Below are 15,173 nucleotides of genomic sequence, written 5' to 3'. Positions count from 1 at the left end.
GTAGGGAGGGCTTTTTTAATTTCTTTTAGCTTAACTATCTTATAAAGAAATTGAGGCAAATTAAAAAATGACACAGAATGAACGAGTTTTAGCTGATGTTTATGAAACATTTAGACATAATCCTCAAGAACAATATGATGTAGATCAACTTGAAAATGATTTAAGTCGCAATCAAAGATTAAACTTTCCAGATCTTGTTAAGGCCCTAACTTTTTTAGAGCATAGTAAAAAAATCGTAACTGATGGTCAGGGAAAGTATCAATTGAATCAGTTAAATACAGTTGCTGAAGGTACTTTTAAAGCAAATGATAAAGGATTTGGTTTTGTTAGATTTGATGATGAAAGCATGGAAGATGCTTTTATTGATAAACATAATACTAAGTTCGCTATTGATGGAGATCATGTTAAGGTAAAGATTATTGCTGGTGCTAATCCATGGAATGGCAAAGGACCAGAAGGTCAAATTGAAGAAATTACGGAACGTGGTGTCGAAACCTTAGTTGGAGAATTTCATCCTTATTCTGATGAGCTTGTAAAATCTAGTGGCTTTTATGGATATGTCGTTAGTGAAAATCGTAAATTAAAGAAGTATAAAATTAATATCACTGATAATGGTGTTAAGCCACAAATGGGCGATATGGTTAAAGTTTCTATTACTAAGTATCCTGATGAAGATCAACCTGATGAGATGCAAGGTGTAGCTCTTCTCACAATTGGTAATAAGAATGATCCTGGCGTAGATATTATGTCAATTGTTGTTGATAATGATATACGTACTGATTGGCCAGAAGAAGCTATGGACCAGGCAAATAGTATTCCTGACCATGTTACTGAAGAAGAAAAGGCTAAGCGTGTAGATATTACTGATCAACCTGCAGTAACAATTGATGGGGATGATTCAAAAGACTTTGATGATGCTGTTGTAGTTTGGAAATTACCTAATGGAAATTACCATTTAGGTGTGCACATTGCAGATGTTTCTCACTATGTAAAAGAAGGGACTCCATTAGATAAGGAAGCCCTTGCACGAGGAAATAGTACTTATTTAGTTGACCGCGTTATTCCAATGTTGCCATTTAGATTATCAAATGGTATTTGTTCACTGAATGAAGGTGTAGAACGTTTAGTACTTTCCTGTGATATGGAAATTACGCCAGAAGGTAAACGTGTTGGCTACCGTATTTATCCGTCGGTAATGAAGTCTCACGGACGTTTAACATATAATAATGTTAATAAGGTTCTTGATCCAAATAATCATGAAAAATTAGAACAAAAGTATTCTGATGCAGCTCCGATGCTTCATGAAATGGCAGATCTACATAATATTTTGTATAAGAAACGTCATCAACGTGGAGCAATTGATTTTGAAGAACCAGAAGCAAAAATTATAGTTGATGATAAGGGTAAGCCAACTGACATTGTTCTTCATGAACGTGGAACAGCAGAAAAAATGATTGAATCGTTCATGTTAATGGCCAATGAAACTGTTGCTGAAGACTATTATAAGAAACATGCACCATTTCTTTATCGTGTTCATGAGATTCCCGATCAAGAAAAAATGCAATCATTCTTTGAATTTGTTAGCGCATTTGGCTTAAACGTAAAAGCAGATCCAAATGATGTAAAGCCAAAGGATTTACAAAAGATTGTTGCCAAAACTGAAGGAACTCCAGAGGAAGCTGTTGTTCAAATGATGATGCTTCGTAGTTTGAAGCAAGCACATTATTCTCCAGAACCCCTTGGTCACTTTGGCTTGGCTGCTAAGTACTATACTCACTTTACTTCACCAATTCGTCGTTATTCTGATTTGATGGTTCACAGAATGATTCACGAATATGCTGATCAAAATATGGATGAAGGTGTACAAAAGCACTTTAAGTCACAACTTCCTGATGTTGCAGAACAAACTTCAACTCAAGAAAGAAAATCAATTGATACTGAACGTGGTGTCAACGATTTGAAGATGACTGAATTTATGGCTGATAAGGTAGGTCAAACTTTTGATGCCATTGTTTCTTCAGTAACTAGTTTCGGTATGTTTATTCAATTACCGAATACTGTTGAGGGTTTGATTCATATTTCTAATTTGAATGATGATTATTATAATTTTGATGAAAAATCATTAACTTTAACTGGACGTAATTCACATAAACAATTTAAGATTGGTATGCCGATTAAAGTGAAGTTGATTAGAGCTGATGTGGAGCAACATCAGTTAGACTTTGAAATTTATGATCCGAATGCATCAAAACGTCCTCAAAGAAGTAATAATCGTGGAAAACGTAGCTTTGATAAAGGACGTAAAAATGGTGGAAATAAGAGAAATAACAACACTTCTCACATAAATAATGGCCATAATTTTAAGATTCGTCATCGTAAAACAACAGCTGTCAAGTCTAATAAAAAATAATTAGGAAGAAAACGATGAAACAAAAAGCAGATAATTTGATTGCTCAAAATAAAAAAGCAAGTCATGATTATTTTATTAAAGAAACTCTTGAAGCCGGAATTGCGTTAACTGGAACTGAGATTAAATCAATTCGTGCACGTAGAATTAATTTGCGGGACGGATATGTTCAAATTATTAATGGATCTGCTTTTTTAGAAAATGTTCATATTAGTGAATATAAAGAAGGTAATCGCTATAATCATGATCCTTTACGATCACGGCGCTTGTTGCTTCATAAGAAAGAAATTGCTCGTCTAGCTGGAATTCAAGCTCAACAGGGAATGGCTATTATTCCTTTAAAAGTCTATTTAAAGCATGGATTTGCCAAGGTTTTAATTGGTGTAGGACAAGGTAAGAAGCAATACGATAAACGTCAAACTATTAAAAAGCGTGATCAAGACCGTGAAATTCATCGTAAGTATGGGATTTAGTAGGTGAATTATAAATGATTAGAAAGGCAAAATTAACTGATTTTCCCTTAGTTTATCCAATTTTGAAACAAATCTTTGATGAGATGGATATGGATACTATTAAAGCACTTCCAGAAAGTCAATTTTATGATTTAATGAAGCATGGTTTTTATTCTTCTCATTATCGTTATTCTCATAATCGAATGTGGGTTGAAACTGATGAAATGGATCGGCCAATTGGTTTGATTGTAATGTATGGTTATGATGATCAAAACTTAATCGATATTTCATTAAAGAGTGCTTATCCAAAAGTTGGCTTGCCACTAGATACGATTGTATTTTTTGATAAAGAAGCCTTGCCACATGAGTGGTATTTAGATGCAATTGCTGTTTCTCCAAAACATTGGGGAGAAGGGATTGCTCAAAAACTAATTAAGCTTGCACCTGAGATTGCAAAGCAGAATGGATACAAAAAAGTTAGCTTAAATGTGGATCAAGATAATCCTAGAGCTGCCCGTTTATATGACTATATAGGATTCAAGACAACATCTACTATGACGATTGGGGATAGAATATATGATCATATGATCAAAAAAGTAGGTTAAAAAATAAAATAGAATCAATTCAATTATGAATTGATTCTATTTTTTTGCTTAAATTTAAAGAAATATTTAAAAATAACACTATATACATTATTGCTATTGCGTATAATTTTAAAACCTGATAAAGTAAAAAACTGCTTAAAGACTGGGATCTATTAGTATTTTAGAAAGGAAAAATTATATACCATGTTAGCGGAGATGGAAAGAATTCAAGTAGCTTTACATGATATGTTATCTCAATCTGATGTAAAAAAAGTAAATATCTCTAAATTCTGTATTGAAGCGAAAATTAGTAGAAAAACTTTTTATTTACGTTACGGAAAAATAAATAATTGTATCGAAGCTTGCATTCTATCAGAATTAAGAAAGTTGCGTAAAGAAAAAGGGAACAGTTTAAAACAGCTCCTTCATAATTTATGTGGTTACATTCAAAAGCATAAACAATATTTTTATAACGCATATCATTTGAGTGAAAAAGATTGTATGTGTGAAAAAATGAGAGGACATTTTTTTCAGTATATTCGATCTTATGCTCATAAAAGAGGCAGTTTTTCAGAACTTATTGTTAAACAGCTAGCCAATATACTATATGACCGAATTTGTTTTTGGATTAGTCATGAATGTAATGAGGACTTTAGCTGTTTATTAGAAGACTTAGTAATAATTATTGAATTAATAGATTTTCAAAATCAGCTTTGTTCTTCCCAACATCAAGTTTTCGATTTTTCGCACTATTATTTGAAATTTGATTAAGAAGGAGCACTAATCCTGTTTTGAAAATTAAAAGTGGGTAAAAGTAAAGGCTTAGTATGCCATTGGGTAAATAATAAGCTAATCAAAATAATAAAGGGCACATCTTCTGGACGTGATATATCACAAGTCCAAGTGAGACCTGTATCGGTGACTAGTGAATAAACATTAGCCACTTTTTTTATTCCAGAATAGAAACTGTATCGTCCTTGTTTTAGACTTCCTTCAACCCAATAATTTAGTCGAGTAATATAAAATAGATTAGTAAAGCGACTATTTAATTTTTTGACTTTAACTAATGAGTGATTAACTACGTCTACGCTATAACTAGCTAGAATATGGTTAGAATCTAAGTAGAGGCGTCCAATTTCGTTATGATTAATGTCAGTTAAGATAATTGGTTGATTAAATTCATTTAAATTACCCTTTAAGATATAAACAATTTCTCCCTGTCGATTTTTTACTGGAATTTGACCACAAGTTTGTCCTTGCGTAAGTTGCACAGTATAACGCATAATTTCATCTGCCCTTTAAGAAAAATTATGTTTATTTACAGAAGTGTCGAATAGCATAGGCAACACCGTTTTCATTATTATTTTTAGTAATAAAGTTAGCGATTTCTTTAATCGCTGGAGCTGCATTTTCCATTGCAACGCCTACACCAGCCATTCTAATCATTGATTCATCGTTAAGATTATCACCGATTGCCATTACTTCATCTGGCTTATAACCTTGCAATTTTGCATAGTCCATTAAAGCAATACCCTTTTGAGCTTTAATATTATTAATTTCGATATTAGTTGAAGAACTTGCAGTAACAATTAAGTTGCCCATTTTTTTAATTTCTTCGCAAATATGTTCAAATACTTTGGGACCATCTGGATGAAAAGCAACGAATTTCATTGCTTCAAATGATGGCTTTTCAAGCAAAGTTTTAAAATCGGGAACATATTTAATTTTCATTATTTCATCAGAACCAGCAGTAAAAGAAACGGCTTTTTTGAAGGTTAGTTTTTTATTGAGGTTAACTAGAAGATCAGAAAAGTTAGCAATTCTTCTTAAGCGAGAATCAGAATAAACATTATCAGCAGCCACAATTTCAAAGTAAAAACCAGATTTTTTAAGTAATTGGTTAATCTTAATACTTTGTTCTTTGGGAATAGGTTCATCTACGATTAATTTACCAGCAGTATTGAAAACCATGGCACCATTTAAATTAATAAAACCAGTATGAAGGCCGGCTTTAGCTAGAATTCCTTGAGATTCAGAAGGAGCTCTTCCTGTAGCTACTAAAAATTCAATACCCTTTGCTTGAGCTTCTTTAATAGCAGCAATATTTTCAGATGAAATTTGCATTTTTTTGTTTAATAAAGTGCCGTCCATATCACTTGCAATGAGTTTAATCATTTTAAGTCCTCCAATCTTTTATCTATATGATATCATGAACTTGGATTTCTTAGAGGTATAAGAGGATAGAATAAATATGAAAAAATTAATTGGCAACGATTGGGATGAAATTTTGGCTCCAGCTTTTGAAAGCCAGCAATATCATCAATTACATGATTTTTTAAAAGAAGAATATCAAACAAAGCAGATTTTCCCAGATATGTATCATATTTTTACTGCTTTTAAACTAACACCTTTTGCGGACACTAAAGTTGTGATTTTGGGTCAAGATCCATATCATAATCCGGGCCAGGCCACGGGGATGAGTTTCAGTGTAAATCCTGGAGTACCCCTTCCTCCATCATTAAAAAATATCTATAAGGAATTGTATGATGACGTTGGTGCAATTCCCGTAAATCACGGATATTTAAAGAAATGGGCTGATCAGGGAGTATTGCTTTTGAATGCGGTCTTGACAGTACCATATGGTAATGCAAATGGACATCAGGGAAAAGGTTGGGAGACTATTACAGATGCGGCTATTAAAGCCTTGAGTGATCGAGGAAAAGTAGTGTTTATTTTATGGGGAAGATTCGCCCAAAACAAAATACCTTTAATTGATCAAGAAAAAAATGTAATTATTAAATCCCCACATCCAAGTCCTTTTTCAGCAGATCGAGGTTTTTTTGGATCCCGTCCATTTTCTAGATGTAATGATGCCTTGATTAAGTTTGGTGAAAGTCCAATTGATTGGCAACTACCACAAGAAGTTAGTCAATCTGATCTAGCATAGTTTTTACTTTGAGAAAAAGATCTAGAATTGTAAAATGTTATCTATAAATAAAAAAAGGAAGGCTCAATTGAAATGAAAGTATTTGACTCACTTAAGAAAAAAGCAAAAGAATCGAAGAAAGTAATTGTTTTCCCAGAAGGAAATGATGAACGGATAATTAGAGCTGCGGTCCGTCTTGATAAAGAAAATATTGTTGAGCCAATTTTATTAGGAAAGCCCGACGAAGTAATTGAAACTGCTGAAAGATTAAGTGCTGATTTAGGATCAATTGAAATTATTAATCCAACAGTTTATCCAGATTTTGAAAAAATGTGTCAAGATTTTGTTGAATTGAGAAAAGGAAAGAATACTTTAGCAGAAGCAAAAGAAATTTTACAAGATGTTTCTTACTTTGGCACAATGCTAGTATATGAAGGAAAAGCTGATGGAATGGTTTCAGGAGCAACTCATTCAACAGCGAATACTGTTCGGCCTGCTCTTCAAATTATTAAGACTAAAAAGGGAATGGGTCGCGTCTCAGGTGCAATGATTATGGAGCGCGGAGATGAAAAGTATATTTTTGCTGACTGTGCCATTAACATTGATCCAGATAGTGAAACTTTAGCTGAAATTGCTTACCAGTCTAGCAAAACTGCAGAGATGATTGGTCTTGATCCTAAAATTGCAATGCTTAGTTTTTCAACTAAGGGTTCAGCACAAGGGCCAATGGTAACAAAAGTTCAAGAAGCAAATGACTTAGTACATAAAAAGTATCCTGAATTAATTTGCGATGGTGAACTGCAATTTGATGCTGCAATTGTTCCACGCGTTGGTGAAGCAAAAGCACCAGGCTCTGCCGTTGCTGGTCATGCAAATGTCTTTATTTTTCCAGAATTACAATCTGGTAATATCTCCTATAAGGTAGCAGAACGATTAGGTGGCTTTAGTGCAATTGGGCCTGTATTACAAGGGCTAGCTGCACCAATTAATGATTTATCTCGTGGATGCAAGACAGAGGATGTATATTTGTTAGCTATTTTGACTGCTGCACAAGCTAATATGGAGAAATAACATGGAATCATTAGAGATAAATTCTGATGAACAAATGCAAAAACTGGGTAAAGCAATTGGCGAAACTAGTCAAGGTCATGATCTTTTATTATTAAGTGGAGATTTAGGTGCAGGAAAAACAACTTTAACTAAAGGAATTGCAAGGGTTCTTGGAATAAGACGTCCAGTAAAAAGTCCGACTTTTACAATTGTAAGAGAGTATCGCGAAGGAAAAATGCCGCTTTTTCACATGGACATGTATCGATTAGAAGATGGAGACTTATCAAGTATTGATATGCCTGCATATTTGGCTGAAGATGGTTTAGTAGTAATTGAGTGGCCACAATTCATTATTGATGATCTTCCAAAAGATTATCTTGAATTATCGATTAAGCGCCTAGATGATTCCTGGGATTCAACAAAAAGAATAGTTGAATTTAAACCAGTTGGAGAGAGAAATATGACTTGGTTGTCAGAGATAAAAAAATATTTTGAATAATAAAAATGGTTAAGCTTAAATTCGCTTAACCATTTTCTTAATTGGAGCATCTCCAACACATTTATTTTCTTCAATTAAGATTTCTGCACATGCTTCACTATCGCTTAATGCATTATGATGATGCCAAAGATTAATATTTAAAGCTTCTGAAACTGTATCTAATTTATGATTAGATAGATCAGGTTCAAAAGCCTTACTAGTTGCTAAAGTATCAATTGCAAGGTAATGGGGAGCAGGAATATTGTAGCGTGCTAGTGATTTTTCCATTACTCGGCAATCAAAGCGAGCGTTATGAGCAGCAACTAGCATCCCCGGTTGATATAGTTTCTTGATTTTTGGCCACACCTCAGCCATTGTAGGTGCATTTTTTACGTCTTCAGCGGTAATGCCATGGATTCTTATATTGCGACCATCAAAAGGCATTTGTGGGTTAATGACTGTATAAAAACGATCAACAATTTCATTATTCCGAACCATAACAAGAGCGAGAGAACATGCACTTTCTGGGCGATTATTCGCCGTTTCAAAATCCATTGCAGTAAAGTTCATCTTTATCCTCGAATTTTTATTATTTTTCTTTTTAGTATAACACTTAAGGTAGAAAACTAGCTATTTAATGCGGTATGATTAAAGGGATGATTTATTTAAGGAAAAGAGAGATAAAAATGCAACCGATGGATTTAAAGCAACAAGGAATTGACATTCAAGAAAATATTCCATTAAGCCGTTTTACTTTTACTAAGACTGGTGGACCGGCGCAATATCTAGCTTTTCCTAAGAATTTAAAGGAATTAGAGCTCTTAGTAAATACAGTTAAAAGTAATGATATTCCATTAACTGTTATTGGAAATGCATCTAATTTAATTATTAGAGATGGTGGTATTACCGGCTTAGTTCTAATTTTGACTAAAATGAATGAAATTACGGCAAACAAGGAAAATGCAACTGTTACTGCAGATGCGGGTGCTCGAATTATTGATACATCTGAGGCAGCCTGTGAAGCAGGTCTTAGTGGATTAGAATTTGCAGCAGGTATTCCTGGTAGTGTCGGTGGTGCAGTATTTATGAATGCTGGCGCTTATGGTGGGGAAACTGAATTTGTTATTAAGTCAGTTTGTGTTTTAACTAGAGAAGGCGAATTTAAGACCTATACTCATGATGAGATGGAATTTGGATATCGTCATTCTTTAGTTCAAGAAACTGGAGACATCGTTGTAAGTGCTACTTTTGGTCTTGAGGTTGGCGATAAATGGGCTATTAAAGCAAAAATGGAGTACTTTAATGGCTTACGTAGAGCAAAACAGCCACTTGAATATCCATCTTGTGGTAGTGTATTTAAACGTCCAGCTGGTCACTTTGTGGGACCAATGATTATTAAAGCAGGGCTTCAAGGTAAAAGAATTGGCGGCGCTGAAGACTCAATGAAACATGCAGGTTTTATTGTTAATGTGGGCGGTGCTACAGCTACTGATTACCTAGATTTAATTCATTTGATTCAAAAAACAATCAAAAAAGATTTTGATGTTGATTTACAAACTGAAGTAAGAATTATTGGAAAAGAGAAAGATTAGGAAAGAGCTACAAGTAACGGCTTGTAGCTTTTTTGATGAGATGGTGAAAAAAGTTGAGCGATATTATTAAGTTAAATCATGTACGCAAAGAATATGATGATGGTTTTGTAGCGTTAAAGGATATTAATTTAACAATTGAATCTGGAAAATTTTATTCATTACTGGGACCATCAGGATCAGGAAAAACGACTATTTTGAGAATAATTGCCGGATTTAGTGAACCTACGAGCGGAAAAGTCTTTTTTGACGGAGATGATATTACTAACCTTGATTCATCTAAGCGAAAAATTAATACTGTTTTTCAAAATTATGCTTTATTTCCGCATATGAATGTCTTTGAAAATGTGGCTTTTGGCTTACAAATTAAGAAAAAAGATAAGCAAGAAATAAAAATGGCAGTTAAAGAAGCTCTCCACATGGTTCAATTAGACGGATTCGCAAATAGAGAAATTTCTGAATTAAGTGGTGGACAACAGCAACGAGTAGCTATTGCACGAGCAATAGTAAACCAACCAAAAGTTTTGCTTTTAGATGAGTCTTTGTCTGCTCTTGATAAACGCTTGAGAAAGGATATGCAGTTTGAGCTGCGTGAGATTCAAAAAAAGTTGGGTATTACATTTATTTTTGTTACTCACGATCAAGAAGAAGCTTTGGCAATGAGTGATGAGATTTTTGTGTTAAACGAAGGTAAGATTCAACAAAGCGGAAGTCCGGTCGATATTTATGATGAGCCAGTTAATGATTTTGTAGCTCGTTTTATTGGTGATTCTAATATTTTAAGTGGTCGAATGATTAAAGATTACGAAGTAGAATTTGGAAATCATCGTTTTGAATGTGCTGATGCTGGAATAAAACCTGGTGAAAAAGTAGAAGTTGTTTTAAGACCAGAAGATTTGGATATTACTGATATTGAACATGGAAAATTACGAGTTATGGTTGAAAGCCAATTGTTTTTAGGTGATCACTTTGAGATTAAAGCTATTGATAGTGATGAGAATGAGTGGTTAATTCATTCTACTAATCCAACTAAGATTGGCAAGGAAGTTGGAGTGTATTTTGATCCGGAAGATATTCACGTAATGCGTTTTGGTGAAAGTGAAGCTGAATTTGATAAACGATTAGAGGCATATGAAGGAGAGGAGTAAGATATGAAAAAAAGTAAATTATTTTTTCTCATTCCTTATGTTCTGTGGCTTAGCTTATTTGTTATCGCCCCGATTATTTTGATCACAATTAATGCATTTAAGGGAGAGGATGGCTTTACCTTAAAGAATTTTCAGCAATTTTTTGTTAATGGTACTTTTTTAAGAATGACTCTAAATTCATTTTGGTATGCATTCTTAATTACCTTAATTACGCTGCTAATCTCTTATCCAATTGCCTATATTTTAAGCCAAATGAAAAATCAACAATTTTGGTTGTTATTAATTATTTTACCTACTTGGATTAATTTGCTTTTGAAAGCTTACGCATTTATTGGCATTTTTAGTAAGCATGGATTGTTGAATAATTTTTTACGGCTATTTGGAATAGCACCGGCGAATATTTTATTTACTGATTTTGCCTTTATTTTTGTTGCAGCTTATATCGAAATTCCATTTATGATTTTGCCAATCTATAATGCAATTTGCGATATTAATCCTGCTGTAATTCAAGCGGCTTACGATTTGGGTGCAAGTAAATGGCAAACATTTATTAAGGTTTTATGGCCACTTTCAAAATCTGGGGTTGAATCTGGAATACAAGCTGTATTTATTCCCTCATTATCTTTATTTATGTTGACAAGATTAATTGGAGGTAATCGAGTAATTACCCTTGGGACAGCTATTGAAGAGTACTTTATGACAACAATGAATTGGTCAATGGGATCAACGATTGGGGTTGTTTTAATAGTATTAATGGTAATAGTGATGCTATTTACCTCATCTGATCATCATAAAAAGAAGGAGATAAAACTATGAAAAGAATAAAATGGTCTCGAATTTATTTTGGTTTTATCTTAGTTTTAATGTATTTACCAATTTTTTATCTGATATATTATTCCTTTTCAAGTGGTCATAATATGGATCATTTTGAAAAATTTACTTTTAGCCATTATCAAGATCTTTTTAGTGACAATCGCCTATTAGCAATCTTTTTGGAAACAATTTTGCTAGCTCTTTTATCAAGTCTGATTGCTACAATAATTGGAACATTTGGTGCGATTGCAATTAGTCAGACCAAAAATAAAAAGGGACAAAAGACATTACTAGCCCTTAACAACGTTTTGATGGTTTCGCCGGATGTAATTATTGGGGCTAGCTTTTTAATCTTCTTTACTTTTTTAGGAATTGGTTTAGGTTTTGGATCTGTTTTATTAAGTCATATTGCTTTTTCAATTCCAATTGTCGTATTAATGGTATTACCTCGTTTAAAAGAATTTGATTATTCTTTAGTAGATGCTGCTCGAGATTTAGGTGCATCCACTTGGCAAGTTTATAGTAAGGTAATGATTCCGGCTATTACACCCGGGATTTTAGCTGGCTTTTTTATGGCTTTGACTTATTCTTTAGATGATTTTGCAGTTACTTTTTTTGTGACGGGAAATGGTTTTTCAACTTTATCTGTAGAAATCTATTCACGTGCACGTCAAGGTATTAATTTGGAAATCAATGCTCTAAGTACAATAATGTTTATTTTTGTGATGATTTTAGTATTAATTTATTATGTGATTACTAATCATAAGACCCATATTGGTAAGGGACGTGCACAATGAAAAAACTATTAATTGGAATTGCGGCTATTTTGTTAGTTTGTTTAGGATTAGAAGTTGGTGCAAAAAAGTTAAATGATAATGGCATCAGTTCTAATAATAAAAACTTAATTATCTATAATTGGGGCGACTATATTGATCCTAAATTAATCAAAAAATTTGAAAAACAAACAGGATATCATGTGATTTATGAAACCTTTGATTCAAATGAAGCCATGTATACCAAAATAAAACAAGGTGGAACAGCGTATGATATTTGTGTGCCTTCCGATTATATGATTTCAAAAATGCGGAAAGCTAATTTGCTTGATGAAATTGATACGAAAAAAATACCAAACTATAAAAATATTGGAAGTGAATTTTTACATCATTCATTTGATCCAAAAAACACCTATTCTGTTCCGTATTTTTGGGGAACTTTAGGAATTGTATATAATGATAAATTTGTAAAGCCTGGTCAAATCAAGCACTGGAATGATTTGTGGTCAAAAGATTATTGTCATAATATTTTATTAGTTGATTCGGCTAGAGATATTATGGGACTTTCTTTAGCTTCTATGGGAAAGTCGTTAAATACAACTAATACTTTAGATCTTAAGCTCGCAAAAACAAAGTTAGATGGCCTAGGACCAAATGTAAAAGCAATTATTTCTGATGAATTAAAAATGTACATGATACAAAATGAAGCAGCTGTTGGGGTAACTTGGTCAGGCGAAGCACGTACCATGTTAAACGATAATAAACATTTACATTATGTTGTTCCTCCTGAAGGATCAAATTTATGGTTCGACAATTTTGTTATTCCTCGTACTGTAAAAAATAAGGCTGGAGCATATGCTTTTATTAATTTTATGCTTGATCCTAAGAATGCTGCCCAAAATGCGGAATATATCGGTTATGCAACTCCAAATGTAAAAGCTCAAAAGTTACTACCTAAAGAAATAAGAAATGATAAACAATTTTATCCAAGCAAACAGGCTATGAAAAATTTAGAAGTTTATCGAGATCTGGGCCCGAAGAAAATTCAAGAATATAATGATCTCTTTCTTGAATTTAAAATGTATGGTCGGTAAATCAAGAAGTTCGATATAATTATTTTTTAGGAGGGTGCTATGAAGTTTAATATTGAACAGATATTTACCTGGCAGAATCTGATGAATATTATTGATATTTTAATTGTCTGGTATATCATTTATCGCTTAATTATGTTGGTTAGGGGAACGAAAGCCGTTCAGCTAGTTAAGGGAATATCATTAATTATTTTAGTTAGAATTGTTGCTGGCTTATTACATCTACATACGTTAACGTATTTTGTTGATCAAATTCTTTCTTGGTCTGTAATTGGAATAATTGTTATTTTTCAACCTGAAATTAGGCGTGGACTTGAGCATTTGGGCCGTTCACCTATTTTTGGCGGAACAACAATGACTGAAAAGCAAGCTGCTGAAAAAATGATTGGAGAATTGGATAAAGCAATCCAATATATGTCTAAAAGAAGAATTGGTGCTTTGATTACAATTCAACAAAATACTGGTCTAGAAGATTATATTGAAACTGGTATTCCAGTAGATGCGGATATTACTGGGGAGTTATTAATTAATATTTTTATTCCTAATACCCCATTACATGATGGGGCTGTTATTATTCGTAATAATCGGATTGCAGTTGCTGCCGCTTACTTACCACTTTCTGATAATAGTATGATTCCTAAAAAACTTGGAACTCGTCACCGTGCTGCCGTTGGTATTTCAGAAGTTACAGATGCTATTACAATTGTTGTATCTGAAGAAACTGGTGGGGTAACAATTACTCGCAATAGTCAGTTTATGCTTGATTTAACTAGAGAAGAGTATTTGAAATATTTAAATGCTCAATTAGTTCCGAAGGAAAAAGAAGACGAAAATCCAAGATGGTATCAACGAATTGTAAATCATATCTGGAACTGGGGGTCAAATAAAAAATGAAAAAATTTTTTGATAAACCTTGGTTCTATCGAATTGTTGCGTTGATTTTGGCAATTTTGCTTGCTGTATATGTTTCATCTAATCAGCAAGGTTATGTAATTCAAGGACGACGCGAAGATACCTTAAAAACTGCTACTAAAACGCAGGTGATTAAAGCACCTTTACAGGTGTCCATTAATACAGATAAATACTATGTAACTGGATATCCTGAAAAAATAAATTTAACTTTAGAAGGATCAAATGCATTAGTTACATCTACTATTAATACGCAAAATTTTCGGGTCTATATTGATCTAAGTCACTTAAAAACGGGAGAACATATTGTACCAATTAAGGTAAATGGCTTGAGCAATCAATTGACTTATAGCATTAGTCCTAGTAAAGTGCATGTGAACATTCAAAAAAGAAAATCTCGTACTCTTCCTGTACAAATAGAGTATAATAAGAGTGCTGTATCTCATGGGTATAACTTAGGAACTGCTAAAAGTGAACCAGAAGTGGTTAATATTACTGGAGCAAAAAGTGAGGTTAACCAGGTAGACCGTGTAGTGGCTCGAGCAAGTTTACCTAAAGGGATAGACAGCACTTTTGAGCGCGAGGAAATGTTGATAGCACTTGATAAAGAGGGACATCAACTTAATGTTGCTATTGATCCAGCAACAGCGCATATTATTATCCCAATTAATTTATCGAAGAAAAAGGTCAAGGTAAATGTGACTTCGAAAAATGAATCATCGACTCATGTTTACTCTTTGACTGCACAAAAAGAGACAGTTGAGATATACGGTGATGATAATACGCTTAAAAAGATAACATCGATACCTTTAAAGGTTGATTTAAGTGGTGTAAATCATGACATTACAAAAGATGTTGCAGTTAAATTACCAAAGGGCGTAGTTAAGGTTTCACCATCAGTAATACCAGTTCACATCAAAGTTACTGATACTACTGCTAAAAAGGAATAAAAC

At 33.3% G+C, this 15,173-nt stretch carries 17 protein-coding genes; 14 read left to right on the top strand and 3 right to left on the bottom strand.

Annotation, left to right across the window (positions count from 1 at the left end; all coding sequences use genetic code 11):
- Positions 1-67 precede the first annotated feature (67 nt).
- The 4 genes from rnr to H1A07_RS06520 all read left to right on the top strand — a co-directional run bounded on the left by rnr (position 68) and on the right by H1A07_RS06520 (position 4,214).
- On the top strand, positions 68-2,410 hold the full coding sequence (gene rnr, locus H1A07_RS06535) for a ribonuclease R (RefSeq protein WP_210144751.1): 2,343 nt from the start codon (positions 68-70) through the stop codon (positions 2,408-2,410).
- Between the two features lie 14 nt (positions 2,411-2,424).
- Entirely contained in the window at positions 2,425-2,880 is a 456-nt protein-coding gene (gene smpB, locus H1A07_RS06530; RefSeq protein WP_004897698.1) for an SsrA-binding protein SmpB, read from the top strand.
- A 14-nt stretch (positions 2,881-2,894) separates the two neighbouring features.
- On the top strand, positions 2,895-3,464 hold the full coding sequence (locus tag H1A07_RS06525; protein WP_210144750.1) for a GNAT family N-acetyltransferase: 570 nt from the start codon (positions 2,895-2,897) through the stop codon (positions 3,462-3,464).
- A gap of 183 nt (positions 3,465-3,647) precedes the next feature.
- On the top strand, positions 3,648-4,214 hold the full coding sequence (locus H1A07_RS06520; protein WP_210144749.1) for a transcriptional regulator: 567 nt from the start codon (positions 3,648-3,650) through the stop codon (positions 4,212-4,214).
- Here H1A07_RS06520 and H1A07_RS06515 read toward each other — a convergent pair.
- A complete protein-coding gene (locus H1A07_RS06515) occupies positions 4,211-4,726 on the bottom strand; it encodes an LURP-one-related family protein (protein ID WP_057719549.1) in 516 nt (171 codons plus the stop codon). The two genes, H1A07_RS06520 and H1A07_RS06515, sit on opposite strands and share 4 nt — an antisense overlap.
- A gap of 31 nt (positions 4,727-4,757) precedes the next feature.
- Positions 4,758-5,618: a Cof-type HAD-IIB family hydrolase gene (locus H1A07_RS06510; protein ID WP_210144748.1), complete on the bottom strand. Its 861-nt coding sequence runs from the start codon at positions 5,616-5,618 to the stop codon at positions 4,758-4,760.
- 76 nt (positions 5,619-5,694) lie between these two features.
- On the opposite strand from H1A07_RS06510, the gene H1A07_RS06505 reads away from it, so the two are divergent.
- The 3 genes from H1A07_RS06505 (at position 5,695) to tsaE (ending at position 7,918) form a co-directional block, all read left to right on the top strand.
- Entirely contained in the window at positions 5,695-6,390 is a 696-nt protein-coding gene (locus H1A07_RS06505) for a uracil-DNA glycosylase (RefSeq protein WP_094497096.1), read from the top strand.
- Between the two features lie 72 nt (positions 6,391-6,462).
- Positions 6,463-7,440, top strand: coding sequence for a phosphate acetyltransferase (gene pta, locus H1A07_RS06500; protein ID WP_210144747.1), 978 nt, complete (start codon positions 6,463-6,465; stop codon positions 7,438-7,440).
- A 1-nt stretch (position 7,441) separates the two neighbouring features.
- Positions 7,442-7,918, top strand: coding sequence for a tRNA (adenosine(37)-N6)-threonylcarbamoyltransferase complex ATPase subunit type 1 TsaE (gene tsaE, locus H1A07_RS06495; protein WP_094497092.1), 477 nt, complete (start codon positions 7,442-7,444; stop codon positions 7,916-7,918).
- A gap of 15 nt (positions 7,919-7,933) precedes the next feature.
- Here tsaE and H1A07_RS06490 read toward each other — a convergent pair whose 3' ends face one another.
- On the bottom strand, positions 7,934-8,467 hold the full coding sequence (locus H1A07_RS06490; protein WP_210144746.1) for a 3'-5' exonuclease: 534 nt from the start codon (positions 8,465-8,467) through the stop codon (positions 7,934-7,936).
- A gap of 116 nt (positions 8,468-8,583) precedes the next feature.
- Between H1A07_RS06490 and murB the strand changes: the two genes are divergently transcribed.
- Genes murB through H1A07_RS06455 form a run of 7 tightly spaced genes read left to right on the top strand, consistent with a single transcriptional unit; the run spans position 8,584 to position 15,170 of the window.
- The gene (gene murB, locus H1A07_RS06485; RefSeq protein ID WP_210144745.1) at positions 8,584-9,489 is read left to right on the top strand and encodes a UDP-N-acetylmuramate dehydrogenase; all 906 of its coding nucleotides are present in this window, start codon (positions 8,584-8,586) and stop codon (positions 9,487-9,489) included.
- 53 nt (positions 9,490-9,542) lie between these two features.
- Positions 9,543-10,634 carry an ABC transporter ATP-binding protein gene (locus H1A07_RS06480; RefSeq protein WP_057719542.1) on the top strand — a complete coding sequence of 364 codons (1,092 nt, stop codon included), beginning with the start codon at positions 9,543-9,545 and terminating at the stop codon, positions 10,632-10,634.
- Positions 10,635-10,637: 3 nt separating this feature from the next.
- A complete protein-coding gene (locus tag H1A07_RS06475) occupies positions 10,638-11,450 on the top strand; it encodes an ABC transporter permease (RefSeq protein WP_094497087.1) in 813 nt (270 codons plus the stop codon).
- Positions 11,447-12,244, top strand: coding sequence for an ABC transporter permease (locus H1A07_RS06470; protein ID WP_057719540.1), 798 nt, complete (start codon positions 11,447-11,449; stop codon positions 12,242-12,244). Before H1A07_RS06475 ends, H1A07_RS06470 begins: the two co-directional genes overlap by 4 nt.
- Positions 12,241-13,314, top strand: coding sequence for an ABC transporter substrate-binding protein (locus H1A07_RS06465; RefSeq protein ID WP_094497083.1), 1,074 nt, complete (start codon positions 12,241-12,243; stop codon positions 13,312-13,314). The genes H1A07_RS06470 and H1A07_RS06465 overlap by 4 nt, the downstream gene beginning before the upstream one ends.
- Positions 13,315-13,353: 39 nt before the next feature.
- Positions 13,354-14,205 carry a diadenylate cyclase CdaA gene (gene cdaA, locus H1A07_RS06460; protein ID WP_057719538.1) on the top strand — a complete coding sequence of 284 codons (852 nt, stop codon included), beginning with the start codon at positions 13,354-13,356 and terminating at the stop codon, positions 14,203-14,205.
- Positions 14,202-15,170, top strand: coding sequence for a CdaR family protein (locus tag H1A07_RS06455; protein WP_057719537.1), 969 nt, complete (start codon positions 14,202-14,204; stop codon positions 15,168-15,170). The genes cdaA and H1A07_RS06455 overlap by 4 nt, the downstream gene beginning before the upstream one ends.
- Positions 15,171-15,173 lie beyond the last annotated feature (3 nt).

The sequence above is a fragment of the Lactobacillus taiwanensis genome, assembly GCF_017894345.1.
In the GTDB taxonomy this organism is placed as follows: domain Bacteria; phylum Bacillota; class Bacilli; order Lactobacillales; family Lactobacillaceae; genus Lactobacillus; species Lactobacillus taiwanensis.
This window is presented reverse-complemented; position numbering and strand designations above follow the sequence as displayed.

Bases quoted from the DNA above. Each gene is read 5' to 3' on its own strand.
- smpB (WP_004897698.1), top strand. From the start codon at position 2,425: ATGAAACAAAAAGCAGATAATTTGATTGCTCAAAATAAAAAAGCAAGT.
- H1A07_RS06455 (WP_057719537.1), top strand. From the start codon at position 14,202: ATGAAAAAATTTTTTGATAAACCTTGGTTCTATCGAATTGTTGCGTTG.
- H1A07_RS06505 (WP_094497096.1), top strand. From the start codon at position 5,695: ATGAAAAAATTAATTGGCAACGATTGGGATGAAATTTTGGCTCCAGCT.
- pta (WP_210144747.1), top strand. From the start codon at position 6,463: ATGAAAGTATTTGACTCACTTAAGAAAAAAGCAAAAGAATCGAAGAAA.
- H1A07_RS06510 (WP_210144748.1), bottom strand. From the start codon at position 5,618: ATGATTAAACTCATTGCAAGTGATATGGACGGCACTTTATTAAACAAA.
- H1A07_RS06470 (WP_057719540.1), top strand. From the start codon at position 11,447: ATGAAAAGAATAAAATGGTCTCGAATTTATTTTGGTTTTATCTTAGTT.
- H1A07_RS06515 (WP_057719549.1), bottom strand. From the start codon at position 4,726: ATGCGTTATACTGTGCAACTTACGCAAGGACAAACTTGTGGTCAAATT.
- cdaA (WP_057719538.1), top strand. From the start codon at position 13,354: ATGAAGTTTAATATTGAACAGATATTTACCTGGCAGAATCTGATGAAT.
- murB (WP_210144745.1), top strand. From the start codon at position 8,584: ATGCAACCGATGGATTTAAAGCAACAAGGAATTGACATTCAAGAAAAT.
- H1A07_RS06525 (WP_210144750.1), top strand. From the start codon at position 2,895: ATGATTAGAAAGGCAAAATTAACTGATTTTCCCTTAGTTTATCCAATT.
- H1A07_RS06490 (WP_210144746.1), bottom strand. From the start codon at position 8,467: ATGAACTTTACTGCAATGGATTTTGAAACGGCGAATAATCGCCCAGAA.
- H1A07_RS06465 (WP_094497083.1), top strand. From the start codon at position 12,241: ATGAAAAAACTATTAATTGGAATTGCGGCTATTTTGTTAGTTTGTTTA.
- rnr (WP_210144751.1), top strand. From the start codon at position 68: ATGACACAGAATGAACGAGTTTTAGCTGATGTTTATGAAACATTTAGA.
- H1A07_RS06475 (WP_094497087.1), top strand. From the start codon at position 10,638: ATGAAAAAAAGTAAATTATTTTTTCTCATTCCTTATGTTCTGTGGCTT.
- tsaE (WP_094497092.1), top strand. From the start codon at position 7,442: ATGGAATCATTAGAGATAAATTCTGATGAACAAATGCAAAAACTGGGT.
- H1A07_RS06520 (WP_210144749.1), top strand. From the start codon at position 3,648: ATGTTAGCGGAGATGGAAAGAATTCAAGTAGCTTTACATGATATGTTA.